This is a genomic window from Paraburkholderia sp. BL10I2N1 (assembly GCF_004361815.1).
In the GTDB taxonomy this organism is placed as follows: domain Bacteria; phylum Pseudomonadota; class Gammaproteobacteria; order Burkholderiales; family Burkholderiaceae; genus Paraburkholderia.
In genome coordinates, this window is record NZ_SNWA01000001.1 from 910932 (window position 1) to 928078 (window position 17147).

16 protein-coding genes are annotated in these 17147 nt (G+C 63.4%); 6 read left to right on the forward strand and 10 right to left on the reverse strand.

Annotated elements, in window-relative coordinates:
* Window positions 1-41: 41 nt before the first annotated feature.
* Window positions 42-2063 carry a transketolase gene (gene tkt, locus B0G77_RS04245; RefSeq protein WP_133660992.1) on the reverse strand — a complete coding sequence of 674 codons (2022 nt, stop codon included), beginning with the start codon at window positions 2061-2063 and terminating at the stop codon, window positions 42-44.
* Between the two features lie 484 nt (window positions 2064-2547).
* Here tkt and B0G77_RS04250 point away from each other — a divergent pair, with 484 nt between their 5' ends.
* Window positions 2548-2961, forward strand: a complete 414-nt coding sequence (locus B0G77_RS04250) for a VOC family protein (protein ID WP_133660993.1) — start codon at window positions 2548-2550, stop codon at window positions 2959-2961.
* Between the two features lie 19 nt (window positions 2962-2980).
* Complete coding sequence (locus B0G77_RS04255; protein WP_133660994.1) at window positions 2981-3721, forward strand: 16S rRNA (uracil(1498)-N(3))-methyltransferase; 741 nt, start codon at window positions 2981-2983, stop codon at window positions 3719-3721.
* A 94-nt stretch (window positions 3722-3815) separates the two neighbouring features.
* Here B0G77_RS04255 and B0G77_RS04260 read toward each other — a convergent pair whose 3' ends face one another.
* From B0G77_RS04260 to B0G77_RS04270, 3 genes are all read right to left on the reverse strand, one after another.
* Window positions 3816-4385 carry a barstar family protein gene (locus tag B0G77_RS04260; protein WP_208116394.1) on the reverse strand — a complete coding sequence of 190 codons (570 nt, stop codon included), beginning with the start codon at window positions 4383-4385 and terminating at the stop codon, window positions 3816-3818.
* Between the two features lie 7 nt (window positions 4386-4392).
* Window positions 4393-4800, reverse strand: coding sequence for a ribonuclease (locus tag B0G77_RS04265; RefSeq protein ID WP_133660996.1), 408 nt, complete (start codon window positions 4798-4800; stop codon window positions 4393-4395).
* 333 nt (window positions 4801-5133) lie between these two features.
* A complete protein-coding gene (locus B0G77_RS04270; RefSeq protein ID WP_133660997.1) occupies window positions 5134-7428 on the reverse strand; it encodes an NADP-dependent malic enzyme in 2295 nt (764 codons plus the stop codon).
* Window positions 7429-7756: 328 nt separating this feature from the next.
* Between B0G77_RS04270 and thiL the strand changes: the two genes are divergently transcribed.
* From thiL to B0G77_RS04290, 4 genes are read left to right on the forward strand one after another with little or no spacing between them, the layout of a single operon-like run.
* Window positions 7757-8743, forward strand: coding sequence for a thiamine-phosphate kinase (gene thiL / locus B0G77_RS04275; RefSeq protein ID WP_133660998.1), 987 nt, complete (start codon window positions 7757-7759; stop codon window positions 8741-8743).
* Window positions 8733-9284 (forward strand): phosphatidylglycerophosphatase A, encoded by a 552-nt coding sequence (locus B0G77_RS04280; protein WP_208116395.1) that lies wholly within the window; start codon window positions 8733-8735, stop codon window positions 9282-9284. The genes thiL and B0G77_RS04280 overlap by 11 nt, the downstream gene beginning before the upstream one ends.
* A gap of 49 nt (window positions 9285-9333) precedes the next feature.
* A complete protein-coding gene (locus tag B0G77_RS04285; protein ID WP_133660999.1) occupies window positions 9334-9834 on the forward strand; it encodes a CinA family protein in 501 nt (166 codons plus the stop codon).
* Between the two features lie 39 nt (window positions 9835-9873).
* The gene (locus B0G77_RS04290; protein ID WP_133661000.1) at window positions 9874-10395 is read left to right on the forward strand and encodes a cupin domain-containing protein; all 522 of its coding nucleotides are present in this window, start codon (window positions 9874-9876) and stop codon (window positions 10393-10395) included.
* Window positions 10396-10521: 126 nt separating this feature from the next.
* Here B0G77_RS04290 and pyrF read toward each other — a convergent pair whose 3' ends face one another.
* The 6 genes from pyrF to araG form a co-directional block, all read right to left on the reverse strand.
* The gene (pyrF, locus tag B0G77_RS04295; RefSeq protein WP_133661001.1) at window positions 10522-11337 is read right to left on the reverse strand and encodes an orotidine-5'-phosphate decarboxylase; all 816 of its coding nucleotides are present in this window, start codon (window positions 11335-11337) and stop codon (window positions 10522-10524) included.
* Between the two features lie 141 nt (window positions 11338-11478).
* Window positions 11479-12531: an aldose 1-epimerase gene (locus B0G77_RS04300; protein WP_133661002.1), complete on the reverse strand. Its 1053-nt coding sequence runs from the start codon at window positions 12529-12531 to the stop codon at window positions 11479-11481.
* Window positions 12532-12678: 147 nt separating this feature from the next.
* A complete protein-coding gene (locus B0G77_RS04305) occupies window positions 12679-13614 on the reverse strand; it encodes an SMP-30/gluconolactonase/LRE family protein (RefSeq protein ID WP_133661003.1) in 936 nt (311 codons plus the stop codon).
* Window positions 13611-14411, reverse strand: a complete 801-nt coding sequence (locus tag B0G77_RS04310; protein ID WP_133661004.1) for an SDR family oxidoreductase — start codon at window positions 14409-14411, stop codon at window positions 13611-13613. The genes B0G77_RS04305 and B0G77_RS04310 overlap by 4 nt, the downstream gene beginning before the upstream one ends.
* A gap of 48 nt (window positions 14412-14459) precedes the next feature.
* On the reverse strand, window positions 14460-15476 hold the full coding sequence (araH, locus tag B0G77_RS04315) for an L-arabinose ABC transporter permease AraH (RefSeq protein ID WP_133661005.1): 1017 nt from the start codon (window positions 15474-15476) through the stop codon (window positions 14460-14462).
* A gap of 65 nt (window positions 15477-15541) precedes the next feature.
* Entirely contained in the window at window positions 15542-17062 is a 1521-nt protein-coding gene (araG, locus tag B0G77_RS04320) for an L-arabinose ABC transporter ATP-binding protein AraG (protein WP_133661006.1), read from the reverse strand.
* Window positions 17063-17147: the final 85 nt, after the last annotated feature.

The window sequence follows — 17147 nt, forward strand, 5'->3', positions numbered from 1 at the left end:
CTGCCGGAGCGTGAGGCGCGTCCGGCAGAACCGGTTGCCGCTCAGCCGAGGGCGGCCTTTGCCGTCTCTACAACGTGCTCGACGGTGAAGCCGAAATGCTTGAACAGCACGCCAGCCGGGGCGGATTCGCCGAACGTGTCGATGCCGACCACGCCGCCTTCCAGGCCCACATACTTGCGCCAGTAATCCGTCACACCTGCTTCGATCGCCACGCGACGCACGCCGTGCGGCAGCACGCGTTCGCGGTATGCGACGTCCTGCTTGTCGAACACCGTCGTCGACGGCATCGACACCACGCGCGCCGCAATGCCTTCCTGCGCGAGCGGCTCGATCGCCTTCAACGCCAGCTCGACTTCCGAGCCGGTCGCGATCAGGATGACCTTGCGCGCGACGATTTCGTCGTTCCAGTCGCGCAGCACGTAGCCGCCCTTCGCGACGTTTGCGATCTGCGCATCGGTGCGCTCCGAGAACGCGAGATTCTGGCGAGTGAAGATCAGGCACGACGGGCCATGATGCTCGACAGCCTGCGTCCACGCGACAGCCGTTTCGACCGTATCAGCCGGGCGCCAGACCTGCATATGCGGAATCAGGCGCAGGCTCGCCACGTGCTCGATCGACTGGTGAGTCGGGCCGTCTTCGCCGAGGCCGATCGAATCGTGCGTGAACACGAAAATCGACGGCGCCTTCATCAGCGCGGCGACGCGCAGTGCGTTGCGGCTATAGTCGGAGAAGGTCAGGAAGGTGCCGCCGAATGCCTTTAGGCCGCCATGCAGCGCGATGCCGTTGATGGCCGCGCTCATGCCGAATTCGCGCACGCCGTAGCTGAGGTAATTGCCGCGAAGGACGCCCTCGGCGTCGATGCCGACTTGCTTCGACGCCTTCCAGTTGGTCAGGTTTGAGCCGGTCAGGTCGGCCGAGCCGCCGAAGAGTTCAGGCAGCACCGTCGACAGACCTTCGATGGCCTGTTGCGAAGCCTTGCGGGTCGCGACCGTTTCAGCGCGTGCGTTTGCACCGGCGATGATGGCCTGGGCCTTTTCCGCCCAGTCAGCCGGCAGCTTCTTCGCCATGCGGCGTTCGAATTCGGCTGCTTCCTGCGGATACTTCGCGCGGTATGCCGCGAATGCCTTGTCCCAGTCGGACTCGACGCGTGCGCCCGCTTCCTTCGCGTCCCATGCCTCGTAGACTTCCGACGGGATCACGAACGGTTCCCACTTCCAGCCGATCGCCTCGCGGGTCGCGGCGATTTCCTTGTCGCCGAGCGGCGCGCCGTGCGCGTCGTGGCCACCCGCCTTGGTCGGCGCGCCTTCGCCGATCACCGTCTTGCAGCAGATCAGCGTCGGCCTGTCCGACTGCTTCGCCTGGACAATGGCCGCATCAACTGCAGCGACGTCGTGGCCGTTGACGCCAGGAATCACCTTCCAGCCATAGGCTTCGAAGCGCTTCGGCGTGTCGTCGCGGAACCAGTGGACCACTTCGCCATCGATCGAGATGCCGTTGTCGTCGTAGAACGCGATCAGCTTGTTCAGCTTCAGCACGCCTGCGAGCGAGCAGGCTTCGTGCGAGATCCCTTCCATCAGGCAGCCGTCGCCGACGAACACATACGTGTGGTGATCGACGATCTTCGCGTCAGGCTTGTTGAATTCGGAGGCGAGCAGCGCTTCGGCGAGCGCCATGCCGACCGCGTTCGCCAGACCCTGGCCGAGCGGACCGGTGGTCGTCTCGACGCCCGGCGTGATGCCGTATTCCGGGTGGCCCGGCGTCTTCGAATGAAGTTGACGAAAGTTCTTCAGTTCTTCCATCGGCAGGCCGTAGCCGGTCAGATGCAGTAGCGAATACAGCAGCATCGAGCCGTGACCGTTCGACAGAACGAAACGGTCGCGATCGGCCCATTGCGGGTTCTTCGGGTTGTGGCGCAGATGGCGCGACCACAGCGCAACGCCAATTTCAGCCATGCCCATCGGCATGCCGGGGTGACCAGAATTGGCCTTCTGAACGGCATCCATCGACAATGCGCGGATCGCATTGGCCATCAGGGAGGTGGGAGCGGGAGACGGGGTCGTCATGTCGAGTCCGGAGAACGAGTCCAAAAAAGCGGGGGCGCCGGTCCGGAAGCTCGGCGGCCAGAGTGCTCCGGCGCACGATGCGGCGCCGGGAGACGCGAAACGGGCAGAGCAAACGGACAAGGCTGCAAAGCGTGACATTCTAACAGATCGTCAACCGTATCCCCGGCCGCGAACGGCCCGGCCAGCCACGTTTTGCCCTTGATTCGACCGTCCGGGCAGTGCCGGGTTCGCCCCGCCTCACGCACGAGTCGCCCTCTATAATCGGCCCATCGAGAACGACGGCGCGACTCGCGAAGTGAGGTATCGAAACCCGCTCGGGTACGACGCAGCGTGTTTCGCGCTCTTCGCCGCGCCGCGTGCCGCGCGATAAACTAAGCCGGTCCTTAAGTGACTTACAGAACCATGACGACGAACGGGCTGTCCGTCCGCCGCAAACAGGCCGCTCTCACAACGTGTTGATGAACCAAAGGACCAGGAGAATTCAATGACTGCCCTACGCCCAGCCGGTGTGCCGTGGTTGACGCCATACCTGACTGTGCGCGACGCGCGTGCCGCTACCGCCTTCTTCGAGAGCGCGTTTGGCTTCAGGGTCCGCGACAGCGTGCACGACGACGGCGCGATGATGCACGTCGAAATGACGTGGCAAGATCAGTTGATCGTGATGTTCGCACCGGAGGGCGCTTTCGGTTCGACCGCAAAGACACCGAAGAGCGCAGGTGCGATCGCACCGCAGTCGTTCTATCTTTATGTGGACGACGTCGATGCCGTCTACACGCGCGCGCTGGCCGCCGGCGCAAAATCGCTGAGTGAGCCGCAGGATCAGTTCTGGGGCGACCGTTTCGCTCAGATCGAGGATCTCGACGGCTACCGTTGGGCGCTTGCCCGTCACCTTTCCTGATTCGATGAGCCTTTCCACGATGCCTCGCTTTTTCGTCGGCGCGCCTCTACTGGGTGGCGACCTGCTGGTTCTTCCCGACGATGTCATGCGACACGTTCAGGTCCTCCGCCTGCAACCCGGCGACTCGATCGCGCTTTTCAACGGCGAAGGCGGCGAGTTCAGCGCCGAACTCGTCGAAGTCGAACGGCGCTCGGTTCGGGTAAAGGTCGGGGAATTCAGATCGATCGATGTGGAGCCGCCCTATCGCGTGACGCTCGCACAGGGCGTCGCCGGCGGCGACAAGATGGACTGGCTGATCGAGAAAGCGGTCGAACTCGGCGCCTCGGCGTTCGTGCCACTGACGACTGCGCGCAGCGTCGTGCGCCTGTCCGGCGAGCGGGCAGTACGCCGTCAGGCGCACTGGCAAGGGATCGTGCGCGCGTCGTGCGAACAATGCGGTCGCAACCGTCTGCCGGACGTCGCATCGGCCGTCGACCTGACTACCTGGCTCGCAAACCTCCCCGCCACGCCCGACGACGATGAACTGCGGCTGCTGCTGTCGCCGCGTGCGAGCATCGAATTTTCCGCTTTGCCGAAGGTCGCGCCGAAAGGCCCGGTGACGATCCTGATCGGACCGGAGGGCGGCCTGTCCACCGAGGAAGAAGGGCTGGCGCTGAGTCAGGGCTTCAGCGGGCTCGGGCTCGGGCCGCGCGTGCTGCGCACCGAAACAGCGGGCATCGCGATTCTTGCCGCGCTGGCGGCACGTTGGGGGGGGTGGTAGCTCGCTGGTTTTCCGCTGGCGCAAAAAAACAAAGAGCCCGCCGATCGGCGGGCTTGCTCTTTCATCGCGCCCGTTCAGGCGCGTCAATCACACATTACGCGAACGAATAGAACACGCGGAACGCCACCTTGCGCTCAGCCCAGAACTCGGCAGCTTCACGGAACACGTCGAGCAAGGTCTCACGGCCTTCCTTGTCGAACTTCTGCGCAACAGGCAATGCTTCGAGCACGATCACGAAACCCGGCTGCGTGCCTGCTTTCGCGACCAGATCGGTCAGACAATCGTATAGCGCGTCGTAGTTCTTGCCGAAGTGCTTCGGAAACGTGAACGACGTCGCGATCGTTTCCATCACTTCCTGCTTTGATTGCGCATTCCCACAACAGGCGTAAAGAAAATGCTGCCCGAGCTGCTGCGCTTCGTCAGCAAGATCCTGCACGCGGAACGCGCGGATCGACTGTACGATGTTCGGTCGTACGGTCTTGAAAAGACTCATGGGGCCCTCGTTCGATGAAAGCAAAGTGCTGGCTTCGTTCTGGTTGTCCCCGCCAGGCGTGGCACTGCGCATCTGCATGACGCGCTGGAACAGATTGCCGTCGCCAGCCGCGAAAAGATCCGTCGCGACCCCGGAGTCGTGCGCGTAGACGTTGTCGCTCATGCCGTTCATCCCGATGTCATTCAACAATACGTTTAAAACTCGTGTAGTGGTCGTCGGAGTAATAACAGTTGTCGGTTCGCCCGGGCGGACCACCGCAGACTATGCGGCGCGCGCCCCGATTGCGGGCACGTGGCGTAGGGACGGTGTATTCGTGGTAATAGCCGCGCTTATGCGGCGTCAGCAACCGCTCGTGATTGCCGAATACGATGCCGTCCTTCTCATACGGGTAAGGCCCGCCTGCTGCAATCAGGTTCAAAGTATTGACTGCTTCCGGCGGCAGTTGTGCCACCGCGATGGTGCCCTGCGCCTGATCCGTGGCCGCTGCGGTTTCCCGTGCGAAGGCGCCGGGAACGGCATTCCCAAGCAGGCTGACGACTATCAGGGCGGCCGGAAGCACGCCGTTGCGGAGCCACTTGCGTGCCATGAACCAAGGTTCCCGCTGTTAGATCACGAGTTCGACGACCATGAAAGGTGTAAGGGTATCGCTAATGGCCCCTGGAATCAACGTTCGTCAGGCCAATCTGAGGCTCCACTAAGCCGTCCACCTACCACGGGCGGGCGTCCCGGCGGCATTTCGACGATGAATTTATCTTTTGGGGAGCAATGATCTGGGGGTAAATTGACGACAAAAGGGGCCGGAATGCCGCGCCAATCCGAAAACGAAAGGAAATTGCAATATTCCGGGCAGGATTGCCCGAGGAGAGACCTCGGCAGGGCATTCCCAAAGCGGAAACGCCCTGCCGCTTCAAAACACCGCTTAACGCGAGGCGACCACGTCCGCCACCAGCAGCGCGGCCATGTTGACAATCCGGCGCACGGTTGCCGACGCCGTCAGCACGTGCACTGGCTGCGCGGCGCCTAGCAGCATCGGGCCGATCGCAATGTTGTTGCCCGCGGCCGTCTTGAGCAGGTTGTACGAGATGTTCGCTGCATCGATGTTCGGCAGGATCAGCAGGTTCGCATCGCCTTCGAGCGTCGAATCCGGCAGCACTTCGCGGCGCAGATTCGCGTCGAGCGCGACGTCGCCGTGCATTTCGCCGTCCACCTGCAGATCCGGTGCACGCTCCTTCAGGATCGCGAGCACATCGCGCATCTTCTGCGCTGACGGCGCATTGCTGGTGCCGAAGTTCGAATGCGACACAAGCGCGATTTTCGGCTCGATGCCGAAGCGGCGCACTTCTTCAGCCGCCATGACCGTGATCTCGGCAAGCTGTTCCGGCGTCGGGTCGACGTTCACGTGCGTGTCGACGATGAAAATCTGCCGGCCCGGCAGCACCAGCGCGTTCATGGCAGCATAGGTGCAGCAGCCTTCGCGCTTGCCGATCACCTGATCGATGAAGTGCAGATGGCGATGCGTGGTGGAAACCGTGCCGCAGATCATGCCGTCGGCCTCGCCCTTCTTCACCAGCATCGCGCCGATCAGCGTCGTGCGGCGGCGCATTTCGAGCTTGGCCATCTGCTCGCTGATGCCCTTTCGGACCATCATCTTGTAATAGGTCTTCCAGAAGTCGCGATAGCGCTCGTCGTGATCGGTGTTGACGACCGAGTAGTCCTGACCGGCGACGAGGCGCAGGCCATAACGCGTGATGCGCTGCTCGATTACCGCCGGCCGGCCGATCAGGATCGGCGTCGCGAGCTTTTCGTCGACGACGATCTGCACGGCACGCAGCACGCGCTCCTCTTCGCCTTCCGCGAACACGATGCGCTTTTTCTCAGCCTCGACACTGCGCGCGACCTGGAAGATCGGCTTCATCGTCGTGCCGCTGTGGTAGACGAACTGCTGCAGATGCTGCTCGTACGCGTCCATGTCCTCGATCGGACGGGTCGCGACGCCCGAATCCATCGCCGCCTTCGCGACGGCCGGCGCGATCTTCACGATCAGACGCGGATCGAACGGCTTTGGAATCAGGTATTCCGGCCCGAACGACAGATCCTGGATACCGTAGGCCGTCGCGACGATATCGCTCTGCTCCTGACGGGCCAGTTCGGCAATCGCGTTCACCGTGGCGATTTCCATTTCACGCGTGACCGTCGTTGCGCCGGCATCCAGCGCGCCGCGGAAGATGAACGGAAAGCACAGGACGTTATTGACCTGGTTCGGATAATCGGTGCGGCCGGTGCACAGCACCGCGTCCGGGCGCACTTCGAGCGCCAGTTCCGGCAGGATTTCCGGCGTCGGATTGGCAAGCGCGAGGATCAGCGGCTTGTCGGCCATCTTCTTTACCATGTCCTGTTTCAGGACGCCGCCGGCCGACAGGCCAAGGAAAATGTCCGCGCCTTCGATCGCCTCGGCGAGCGTGCGGGCGGACGTTTCGCGCGCAAAGCGCTCCTTGTCCGGATCCATCAGCTCGACGCGGCCCTTGTAGACCACGCCTGCGAGGTCGGTCACGAGGATGTTTTCGAGCGGCAGGCCGAGGTCGACGAGCAGGTCCAGACAGGCGAGCGCGGCGGCGCCCGCGCCGGATGCCACCAGCTTCACCTTCGAGATGTCCTTGCCGACCACCTTCAGCCCGTTCGAGATCGCGGCTGCAACGACAATCGCGGTACCGTGCTGGTCGTCGTGGAACACCGGAATCTTCATGCGCTTGCGGCATTCGCGCTCGACGATGAAGCAGTCGGGCGCCTTGATGTCTTCAAGGTTGATGCCGCCGAAGGTCGGCTCGAGCGCGGCGATCACGTCAACCAGCTTGTGCGGATCGGACTCGTTCAGCTCGATGTCGAACACGTCGATGCCGGCGAACTTCTTGAACAGCACCGCCTTGCCTTCCATCACCGGCTTCGACGCGAGCGGCCCGATGTTGCCGAGGCCCAGCACCGCGGTGCCGTTCGTCACGACGCCGACAAGGTTGCTGCGCGCGGTGAAGCGCGCCGCGTTCAGCGGGTTCTCGACGATCTCCTCGCACGCGAAGGCCACGCCGGGCGAATACGCCAGCGCGAGGTCGCGCTGGTTGATCATCTGTTTGGTTGGCGCAATCGCGATCTTCCCCGGGGTCGGGAACTCATGGTAGTCGAGAGCGGCTTCGCGAAGTTTGGTATTGGCGGGAGTCGACATAAGGCGGGCTTGGAAGTGCAGATTAGAATAGGTGTTCGACGCATTGTAGCGCCAATCCCGAGGCCAATTCCTTCAATAAGGGTACAACTGCCGCGACAGAAACAGCGCAAACGGCAGCGAATCCGCCGAATAGCCAGGTCGTCCGGGCACACTGGCGCCCGTACAATTCGCTTGCCGGCACGCGCTCCTGGGGCTTCCGCGTGCCTCGTGCGCTTTTCCGGCCTGGCGTCGCGGCACGACAATGTCGCTTACCCGCTGGCGCCGGTTACCCTGTACCCATCACCGCTCACTTGCCTTCAGCCGCCCTTCCGCGCAACGGACCCACACCATGCTTTCCGAGTTTTCGCTGATCGACCGCTTCTTTGCGCGCCGCGCACGCATCACGCCACGCGCCGTACTCGGCATCGGCGACGACTGCGCGCTATTTGCGCCGCGCGCCGGCGAGATACTGGCGATATCAACGGACATGCTGGTCGAAGGCCGGCACTTCCTTGCAGATGTCGATCCGCACGCGCTTGGTCACAAGGCTCTCGCGGTCAACCTCTCCGATCTCGCCGCAATGGGTGCAAAACCGCAGGCGTTCACGCTGGCGCTCGCGCTGCCGCAGGCGCGCGAGGAATGGCTCGCCGCGTTCAGCGAAGGTATGTTCGAGATCGCGGAGCGCTTCGACTGCGAACTGGTGGGAGGCGATACGACAGGCGGCCCGCTGAATATCTGCATCACCGTGTTCGGCGAGGTGCCGCCCCAGTTGGCGTTGCGCCGCGACGCCGCAAAGCCAGGCGACGACATCTGGGTTTCCGGCACGCTTGGCGACGCCCGCGCAGGCCTTGGCGTGCTGCGCCAGGAGTGGTCCGTCGATGCCGGCGATGCTGCGACATTCTGTCGCGCGCTCGAGCGGCCCGAGCCGCGTGTCGCGCTTGGCCTCGCGCTTCGCAGCCATGCGCGCGCCGCGCTCGACATCTCCGACGGACTCGCCGGCGACCTGCTGCACATCCTCGAACGCTCACGCGTCAACGCCACCGTCGATGTCGACGCGGTACCGCGCTCCGCCGCCCTGCGCCGCCTGCCGTCGGACCTGCAGCGCCGCTGCACGCTTGCCGGCGGCGACGACTACGAACTGTGCTTCACCGCTCCGGCTGCCGCACGCGTGGCAATCGAAGCGGCGGGCAACAGCGTCGCCGTACCGGTGACGCGCATCGGTACAATAAGCGCTCTCCAGAATGCGGCGGCCGAGCCTGCCATCACCTGGCACGACGCCGCAGGCATGCCACTCACCCTGACATTGCAAGGCTTCGATCACTTCCATGCGAACTGAACCCCCGCTCGGCCCCGCCGGCGACTTCAATCCTGGCCCCGATCCGCAACCGCCGCGACCGCGCCGCGCCACCGCGCGCTTCATGCTGTCGCATCCGCTGCACCTGATCTCGCTCGGCTTTGGGAGCGGCCTGTCGCCAATCGCACCGGGCACCGTCGGCACGCTGTTCGCATGGGCGTCGTTTGCGGTCTTCAATCACTATTTGACCGTGCTCGAGTGGGGCATCCTGATCGCCGTCGGTTTTGTCGCCGGAATCAGCATCACGGGCTTCACGGCAACGAAGCTCGGCATCGACGATCCGTCGCCTGTGGTGTGGGACGAAATCGTCGCGTTCTGGCTCGTGCTCCTGATGGTCACGCCAGTGACGTTCACCGGTCAGCTATGGGCGTTCGTCGTGTTCCGCTTCTTCGACATGGTGAAACCACCGCCGATCCGTTACTTCGACCGCAGACTGAAGGGTGGCTTTGGCATCATGTTCGACGATCTGGTTGCTGCGTTTTTCACGCTGCTCGTGATTGCGCTGTGGCGCATGTCGGTCTAACCGACGTACATCGAAGCAACGCACGTCCTCGCACGCCCACGGACCCCATATGCCTACCGACACCGTTGTCCATCAACTCGCCATCCGCGTCGGCAATCGTTTGCGCGACGAACGCCTGATGCTCACGACCGCCGAGTCCTGCACCGGCGGCATGGTCGCCACGGCCCTGACCGATATTTCCGGCAGCAGCGGCTGGTTCGAACGCGGCTTCGTCACTTACTCGAACGTGGCAAAAAGCGAAATGATCGGCGTCCCTGCCGAACTGATCGAAAAACACGGCGCGGTGAGCGAGCCTGTCGCCCGTGCGATGGCCGAGGGCGCGCTGCGCAATAGCCGCGCTCAGGTGTCGCTGGCTGTCACCGGGGTGGCCGGCCCGGGCGGTGGCACGGAAACGAAGCCAGTCGGCATGGTGTCGTTCAGCTGGAGCAACCGGTTGCACACGACAGTCGACACGGTTGTGTTCAAGGGCGACCGCGAACAGATCCGTGTGCAGGCCGCCGCCCACGCGCTGCGCGGCGTGCTGGCGTTGCTCGACGAACGTGAGCGCTGAAACGTCACGCCCTTGAACCCTCCGACAAACGCATTCCCGATGCCTACGACCGACGCTCAAAAAGACGAACTGATTCGCCGCTTCGATCTGCAGCCACATCCGGAAGGCGGATTCTTTCGCGAAACGTATCGTTCGGAAGCGGCGGTTTGCCGCGAAGGTTCGAAAGGGACGAGGTCCGCGTCGACGGCGATCTACTATCTGCTCGCCGATGGCGCCCACTCGGCCTGGCATCGGATCAGGTCCGACGAGGTCTGGCACTTCTACGCGGGCGAACCGTTGCTGGTTCACGTGCTCGATCACGTCGGAAACCTGACGTCGCACAGGCTCGGCAACGCGCTCACGCATCCCGGCGCGGCATTTCAGGCCGTCGTGCCGGCTGGGCTGTGGTTTGCCGCTGAATGTGCTGATCCGACAGGCTTTGCGCTTGTCGGGTGTACCGTTGCGCCGGGATTCGAATTCAGCGAATTCGAACTGGCCAGCGTGAATGCGCTGGTGGAGGCCTGGCCGGCGCATCGGGAGATCATTACGCGGATGGGTTCTGACGCGGGCTCGCCGAAGTGACGTCCCGCAGCATCACGCCCTCGCACGACGCCGGATCAACGCGTCCGAACCGCAGGCCCTTACCGCACGCCGCAACGTGATGCGGCAACCGGGGCAACCGGTTCGACCTGCGCCGGAACGCTCACCTCAACGATACTGATTGATCCGGTCCCGTGTGTCCCGGGCAGCCTTTGCCGCGGCATCCACAAAGTCGTCGCCCTTGCCGGCATAGATGATCGCGCGCGACGAATTGATCAACATCCCCGTGCCCGCTGCCGTGGCGCCAGCCCGTACTGTCGATTCGACATCGCCGCCCTGGGCGCCGATGCCAGGAATCAGCAAAGGCATGTCGCCGACAATCCCGCGCACGACTTCGATTTCCTTCGGAAACGTCGCGCCGACCACGAGGCCGAGCTGGCCGCTAGCGTTCCACTTTTCCGCAGCAAGCTGTGCGACGACCTGATACAGCGGACGTCCGCCGGTCTCGAGAAACTGCAAATCCGAGCCGCCCGCGTTCGACGTCCGGCACAGCACGATCACACCCTTGCCATGATGCTCGAGATACGGCTCGATCGAATCGAAGCCCATATACGGGTTCACCGTCACGGCGTCCGCACGGTAGCGTTCGAACGCCTCGCGCGCGTACTGCTCGGCGGTACTGCCGATATCCCCGCGCTTGGCATCGAGAATCACCGGCAGCCCAGGATGATGCGCATGAATGTGCGCGATCAACTGTTCGAGCTGGTCTTCCGCACGATGAGCGGCAAAGTAGGCAATCTGCGGCTTGAACGACGACGCGTACGGTGCGGTCGCATCGACGATCGCACGGCAAAATTCGAAAATCGCGTCAGGCCGGTTCGCGAGTGCGCCCGGAAACTTCGTGGGCTCGGGGTCGAGGCCGACGCACAGCAGCGAATTCGTGCGCTGCCACGCGTCGTTAAGCGTCTTGATAAAAGAGGTCATGATGAAGAACTCGCGACGAGCCATAAGCGGATGAGGCGCGTATTTTAACCGGCGGCAGGCCTGCTACCCCATGCAACCCCTTGTCAACGCTTTGCGCTGCGCGCCTCTGCCTTCCGGCGCCGGTTACCAGCCCCTTCCCGCCTACGACCGCTTGCTCCCTCGCCCACCCGCGGCTGCACGCATGCCGGTGCGTTGGACCGTGAACGTGAATTGCCGCGTCAGGCGCTCGCCGCGGGTCAACACTGTCATGCCGTTCGCCGTTGCGCCGCCGGGCAGATTCATCGCGTTGATTGGATGATCGACCGGTTCGAAACAGAAGAAGTCCTTGTCCGCAGGCGTGTACAGCACGTAATAGTCGGTGTCCGCTGCGATCGTCAACGACAGGTGCCGCTTCGGCCACACGACTGCCGAACGTCCACTCCAGCCGGTAAAGGCGTGATTGACGACGGTCTTCGGCAGCGGATAGGCGACACCGAATTGCCAGGCGGGCGGGGCCGGCACGTGTCGTACGGGCAGCCATTCGTCGTCGGCGAGCCACAGGCCGCCCGCGGCCGCCGACAGCTCCGTAACGGCATCGCGCGGCAAGAACGGATGAATGCCGAGACCGAACGGCAGCACCTCGCGTCCGGTGTTCTCGATTTCGAGCGTGACGATCAACGTCGGCCCGTCGAGCGTATAAGTTTGCGTCGCGTGATACGCGTACGGCTTGTGACGGCTGCGATCGAGCGTCAGGCGCACGCTCTCGTGATCCGCGTTCGCGACCTGCCAGGGCGCGAGCCAGCCGTCGCCGTGAATCGGCAACGGCTCGCAGTTGCGATTGCGGGGCACATCGATTGCGCGTCCGGAAAAGGTGAACTGTCCGCCGCCGATCCGGTTTGAATACGGCAGCAACGGATAACACGCAAGTTCGTTCGGATCGGTGTCGCTGGTGACGTGCCGGCAGCGTCGAAAGATCGGCGTGAGACCGCCGTCGCTGCGCCAGTCGAAGCGTGTGATGCCGCCGCCGAGCGTCGGCGCGACGTCGAGCCTGAGTTGTGCGTTGGCGAGCGTGATCGCGGCGACATCGCCCGTCACTGCCGACCCCACCGCCACGGCGGATGTGCCCGGACCCGCCAGCACGGGATTCGCGGCCGCGGAGAGTCTTGCGCGGCGCGACTGCGATGAAGACGAGCCAACGGAATTCGTGACGGTCATGTCAGTCTCCTCGAGAGGCGTAAAACGTTGCCGTCATGGCTGACGGAAGTTTCGTTCTGGGCGACTCGGCGAGCCGGCCGCCTCATTGGCGTCTACTACGTCGTACCGCGTGCTGCTCACTGCCGTGCGTCCCTCTGCCCTGGGTCCCTACCGGTAAGAGGAGGAAACTTCCCGGCGACGCGCAGGCGAGCCCTGAAAAAACGGTTCCTGCAAACCGCGTGCGCCCGGCGTGGCGATGAAAACGCCACCGGCGCGCGAATCTTTAGCGAGCGCCGCGGCGTCAAGACCGACACGCGCACTCGTGATGTACAGCGTACCCAGCTGCGCGCCGCCCAGCGCAACGCAACTCGGCTGCGCAGTCGGCACCGACACTCGCGCGGCTTCGACGCCGTCCGGGCCATAACGCACCACCCGGCCGCCACCCCACTGCGCATTCCACAGCCCGCCGTCACGGTCGACTGTCGAACCATCCGGTTCGCCGGTCGCGTCGGTCAGCGTCGCAAACACGCGGTCGTTCGTGATGCTCCCACCCGCGGCATCATATTCGCAGGTACGGATCGTGCGGGTCGGCGAATCGCAGTAGTACATCGTCGCGCCGTCCGGGCTGAACGCAATACTGTTCGCAATCGCGGGCGCTGGCAATGGTAAACGCTCAAGTGTCAGATCAGGATTCAGCCGGTAGAAGCCGCCGATTGCCTTCACGGGCGACGCCTCATCCTTCGTACCGAAGACAAAACGCCCCTGGCGGTCACAGCGCCCATCGTTCACGCGCGTGTTGATGCCCGGTTCGACGTCGACGATCTTCTGCGTTTCACCGGTCGACAGATCGAAGAACGCGAGGTGAGTCGCGAGACCCAACAGCAGATAGTGCGGATCGGCGCACAGCGCGAACGTCGCGAGCCGCTCGGGCATCGGCCAGCACGTGCTGCGGCCATCACGCGGATCGTAGCGCCACAGTCGCGCGCCTTCGATATCGGTCCAGTAGAAACGGCCCGTCCGCGCGCACCATGTCGCGCCTTCGCCCAGCGTGCATTTCGAGTCGATGAGGAGCGCGGCCTGCAACTCTCGCGCCGCCACGCTCATGCCCAGCCTCCGTCGACGATCACATCCTGCGCGGTGATCATGCGGCTATCGTCGGCGGCGAGGAAGAGCGCCATGCGGGCCAGATCCTCCGGCAGCAATTCGCTGTCAATGCACTGGCCTTCCTTGATCGAACGCCGTCCGGCGTCATCGAGCCACAGGCGCTTCTGTTTCTCGGTCATCACCCAGCCGGGCACCAGCGAATTGACGCGGATATTGAACGGCCCGAGATCGCGCGCGAGCCCGCGCGTGAGTCCCTGCACCGCCGATTTCGATATCACGTACACCGGGTAACCGCCGTTTTTCAGCATCCAGCTGATCGAGCCGAGATTGATGATCGAGCCGCGGCCAGCTGCTTTCATGTCGTCCATCACAGCCTGCGCCGCGAAGAACTGGTGACGGATGTTCACCGCAATACCCGCATCGAACGATTCCGGCGTGACTTCGGCGATCCTGTGACGGCGGTCATTCGCCGCGTTGTTCACCAGCACGGCGATCGGCCCGAGCGCCGCGCGCACATCGGCGATCGCTTTCCTGAGCGCATCGATATCGGTGAGATCGCACGGCAGAAAAAGCGGCTGGTGGCGCGAATCGCCCAGTTCATCTGCGAGCGCTTTACCCGCGCCCGCGTCGATATCGAAGAAGGCAACGCGCGCGCCCTGCGCCGCGAAGTGCTCGACGAACGATGCGCCGATGCCGGTTGCGCCGCCCGTGATCAACACCGTGCGGTCGGTCAGACTCGGATAGCGCGCGTAGACACTATCGGCCTCGCGTTCATTCGCATTGGCAGGAGACGACATCGTTCGATTCCTTTATGAGCAGATGGGTTGGGTCGCCGTTTCGGCAGCTTAATCGCGCGCACCGCGGTTCTTCAACTGGTCGAGCAGCACAGCGGCGAGCAGGATCGCGCCGCGCACGAGGTACTGGTAGAACGCGTCGATGTTCATCAGGTTCATCACGTTCTCGACCGTGCCCATGATCAGCACGCCGATCACGACACCCGAAATCGTCGCGCGGCCGCCGAGCAGCGACACGCCGCCCAGCACGCACGCCGAGATCACGTTCAGCTCGAAGCCTTCGGCGGCATTCGGCTGACCCGACGTGATACGCGATGCGAGTATCACGCCGGCAAGCGCGGTCACCGCGCCCTGAATCAGAAAAATGTAGACGCGCGTGCGCTCCACATTGATACCGGCAAGACGCGACGCCTCCGGATTGCCGCCGATGGCGAGCGTGTTGCGGCCATACACGGTCTGGTTGAGCATCACGCCGAACACGATGAAGCACAGCAGCGTGACCCAGATCGGCAGCGATACGCCAAACAATGTCAGGCCGCCCAACGCGATAAACGAATCCGACGACACGCCAACCGCCTGCCCGTGCGACACGATGAAGCCGAGCCCGCGGACGATTTCCATCGTCGCCAGCGTCGTGATCAACGCATTGATGCGCAAATACGCGATGACCGCGCCGTTCACGAAACCGATCACGCTGCCTGCGGCGACCGCTGCGACAATCGCGATGAACGTGTTGCCGGTCGCATTGAGCACCATCGCGCACAGCACGCCGGCGAACGCGACGATCGAGCCGACCGAAAGATCGAAGTCGCGTGACGCGAGACAGAACATCATCGTGCACGCGACCATGCCGATCTGCGAGATCGACAGTGCGAGGCCCAGCATGTTCTCGATCGAGAAGAAGTGATCGACGCTCAGGGACATCGTGATGAACATCACGACGAAGATCACGATCAGGCTGTACTCGGTGACGTGCTGCCACCATTTCTGCCTGTCGTTGCCCTGTGGAATGAGTGCTTCAGCGGCGCTCTTGGCGCCCTGTTGCGCGAGATTTTCTCTGGCTTGCATTTTGTTGACTCCTCCCGTTACCTACGGGTTGTCGGACAGATGATGGAACGATCGGCCCGGTGAATTCAGGCCGCCTGAGCGGCGGGTTCGGTCGCGCTTTGCGGCAGCGCAAGGCTCAAGACGGTCTGTTCGGTGGCCTCGCTGCGCGTAAGCTCGCCAGAGATCCGGCCCTGACGCATGACGACGATGCGATCCGATACGCCAAGCACCTCCGGCAACTCCGAAGAGATCATCACGATCGCGCAGCCGCGTTCGGCGAGCTGATAAATCACGTTGTAGATCTCGTGCTTGGCACCGACATCGATGCCACGCGTCGGCTCATCCAGAATCACCACTTTCAGATCCGGCTCCGCGAGCCAGCGCGACAGAATCGCTTTCTGCTGATTGCCGCCCGACAGAAAACGGATCTTCTGCCGGCGGCTCGGCGTCTTGATCTTCAGCAGTTTGATGAAGCGGTCGGCCGTTTCAGCTTCCTTCTTGCGATCCAGGAAGACCCCCGCGTGCAGATAGTGCCGGCGGCAGCTGATGTTGATGTTTTCCGACACGGTCGCCATCGCGACGATGCCCTCTTCCTTGCGATCTTCCGGGCACAGCACGATGCCGTGGCGAATCGCTTCGCCTGCGCTACGCACCTTGATCGGCTTGCCGTCGAGCAGCAGCTCGCCGCCCTTCTTGTGATCGGCGCCGTAGACGAGGTGCATGAGTTCGCTGCGCCCGGCGCCCACCAGCCCGAAAAAGCCGACGATCTCGCCACGGCGCACTTCGAAGCTCGTCGGTTCCTTCAACGCTTGACCTTCGATCGCCTTCGCCGCAAAGCGCACTTCGCCGAGCGGACGCGGCGAATAGTTGTAGATATCCGAGATTTCGCGGCCGACCATCTCGCTCACGATCGTGTCGCGCCTGACGCCTTCAAGTGTGGGGTGCGACGCGACCTTGCGACCATCACGGAAAATCGTGCATGCGTCGCACAGCTGATAGATCTCGTCCATCCGGTGCGAGATGTAGATCAGCGCACGGTTGTCCGCGCGCAGGTCGCGCACGAGCTTGAACAGCACTTCCGTTTCACGGTGCGACAGCGAACTGGTCGGTTCGTCGAGCGCGATCACGCGGGCGTTGCGCAGCAACGCCTTGCAGATTTCGACCATCTGCCGCTGGGCGATGGACAGTTTGCGCAGCTTCGCGTTGGGATCGAGATTGACGCCCATCGCGGCGAGCCGCTCGCGCACGAAGCGCTTCCCTTCGCGCTTGTTCACCCAGCCGAACGAATTCGGCAACTGGCCGAGCAGCAGATTTTCTGCCACGGTCAGATCGGGCACGTACTGCAGTTCCTGGTGAATCACGGCGATCCCGGCCGCAATCGACGAGGCAGCGCTCGAAAAGCGCACCTCCTTGCCGTCGATCATGATCTGACCGGAGTCCGGCTGATACTCGCCACCGAGAATCTTCAGCAGGGTCGATTTCCCCGCACCGTTCTCGCCCATCAGGCCGTGCACCTGGCCGACGTTGACCTCGAAGGACACACCGTCGAGCGCGCGCACGCCTGGAAACACCTTGCCGATATTGTCAAAACGCAGCGTCGCTGACACTTCGCTTCCCCTCACTTGATGGACACTTCGCTCACGTACTGGCCGTCACGCGCGGGCGAAAGCCCTGTCATCCTCCGGGCGACCG

Bases quoted from the DNA above. Each gene is read 5' to 3' on its own strand.
- B0G77_RS04290 (WP_133661000.1), top strand. From the start codon at position 9,874: ATGCCTACGACCGACGCTCAAAAAGACGAACTGATTCGCCGCTTCGAT.
- B0G77_RS04250 (WP_133660993.1), top strand. From the start codon at position 2,548: ATGACTGCCCTACGCCCAGCCGGTGTGCCGTGGTTGACGCCATACCTG.
- B0G77_RS04310 (WP_133661004.1), bottom strand. From the start codon at position 14,411: ATGTCGTCTCCTGCCAATGCGAATGAACGCGAGGCCGATAGTGTCTAC.
- araH (WP_133661005.1), bottom strand. From the start codon at position 15,476: ATGCAAGCCAGAGAAAATCTCGCGCAACAGGGCGCCAAGAGCGCCGCT.
- B0G77_RS04280 (WP_208116395.1), top strand. From the start codon at position 8,733: ATGCGAACTGAACCCCCGCTCGGCCCCGCCGGCGACTTCAATCCTGGC.
- B0G77_RS04285 (WP_133660999.1), top strand. From the start codon at position 9,334: ATGCCTACCGACACCGTTGTCCATCAACTCGCCATCCGCGTCGGCAAT.
- B0G77_RS04270 (WP_133660997.1), bottom strand. From the start codon at position 7,428: ATGTCGACTCCCGCCAATACCAAACTTCGCGAAGCCGCTCTCGACTAC.
- B0G77_RS04260 (WP_208116394.1), bottom strand. From the start codon at position 4,385: ATGAACGGCATGAGCGACAACGTCTACGCGCACGACTCCGGGGTCGCG.
- tkt (WP_133660992.1), bottom strand. From the start codon at position 2,063: ATGACGACCCCGTCTCCCGCTCCCACCTCCCTGATGGCCAATGCGATC.
- thiL (WP_133660998.1), top strand. From the start codon at position 7,757: ATGCTTTCCGAGTTTTCGCTGATCGACCGCTTCTTTGCGCGCCGCGCA.
- pyrF (WP_133661001.1), bottom strand. From the start codon at position 11,337: ATGACCTCTTTTATCAAGACGCTTAACGACGCGTGGCAGCGCACGAAT.
- B0G77_RS04265 (WP_133660996.1), bottom strand. From the start codon at position 4,800: ATGGCACGCAAGTGGCTCCGCAACGGCGTGCTTCCGGCCGCCCTGATA.
- B0G77_RS04300 (WP_133661002.1), bottom strand. From the start codon at position 12,531: ATGACCGTCACGAATTCCGTTGGCTCGTCTTCATCGCAGTCGCGCCGC.
- B0G77_RS04255 (WP_133660994.1), top strand. From the start codon at position 2,981: ATGCCTCGCTTTTTCGTCGGCGCGCCTCTACTGGGTGGCGACCTGCTG.
- B0G77_RS04305 (WP_133661003.1), bottom strand. From the start codon at position 13,614: ATGAGCGTGGCGGCGCGAGAGTTGCAGGCCGCGCTCCTCATCGACTCG.